Below are 882 nucleotides of genomic sequence, written 5' to 3'. Positions count from 1 at the left end.
CAGTAACCTATACTCCAGATCCTGATTTCAACGGAGAAGATACTTTTGAATACACAGTAACAGTAACCAACCCTGATGGAACAACAACTACTGAGACTGCTACTGTAGTAGTAACAGTAACTCCAGATAATCCATCACTAGATGTATTTAAAGAAGGTAACTATGAAGATACAAATGAAGATGGGGTGGTAAACCTTGGAGATTCTATCATATACAACTTTATAGTATTCAATAATGGTGATGTTCCACTTAGTAATATTACTCTAACTGATGAATTAGTTGACGTAATGGGTGGACCTATAGATCTTGAAGTTGGAGAAAGTGATTCGATGACATTTACAGCGATATACGCTATAACTCAAGAGGATATTAATACAGGAGCTGTATACAACCAAGCAATTGCTACAGGTCAAGATCCAGCTGGAGAAATAGCAACAGATGCGTCTGAAGATCCAACTGGTATAGATCCTAATAATCCTCTTAATGATCCAGATTGTATGGAATGTACTATTACAGTTCTTAATCAGGATCCGGAGATTGCAATTGTTAAGACTGGAACGTTCAATGATGAAGATGGAGATGGTTTTGCAGAAGCTGGTGAGACAATCACTTATAACTTCACAGTGACAAACACAGGAAATGTAACGGTAACAAACATTATTGTAACAGATCCATTAGTAACAGTAACTGGCGGTCCTATTGATTTAATACCAGGAGCTAGTGATGCGACAACGTTTGTAGCTGAGTATGTATTAACACAAGACGATGTAGATGCAGGAATGGTAGAAAACCAAGCACTTGCAACTGGTCAGAACCCAAGTGGAGATGACGTAGAAGATACATCAGATGATGATAGTACAGTAGAAGGTGACGATGATATAA

Annotated in this window: 1 protein-coding gene; it reads left to right on the top strand. The window is 37.9% G+C overall.

Translation table 11 applies throughout. The features are described from left to right. Positions 1-882, top strand: an 882-nt coding sequence (locus tag ACFO5T_RS13945; protein WP_380035591.1) for a DUF7507 domain-containing protein, incomplete at both ends; no start/stop codon positions are given.

Source organism: Dokdonia genika, assembly GCF_042652845.1.
GTDB lineage: Bacteria > Bacteroidota > Bacteroidia > Flavobacteriales > Flavobacteriaceae > Dokdonia > Dokdonia donghaensis.
Note: the sequence above shows the minus strand (reverse complement) of the source record. Positions and strands in the feature narration are given on the sequence as shown.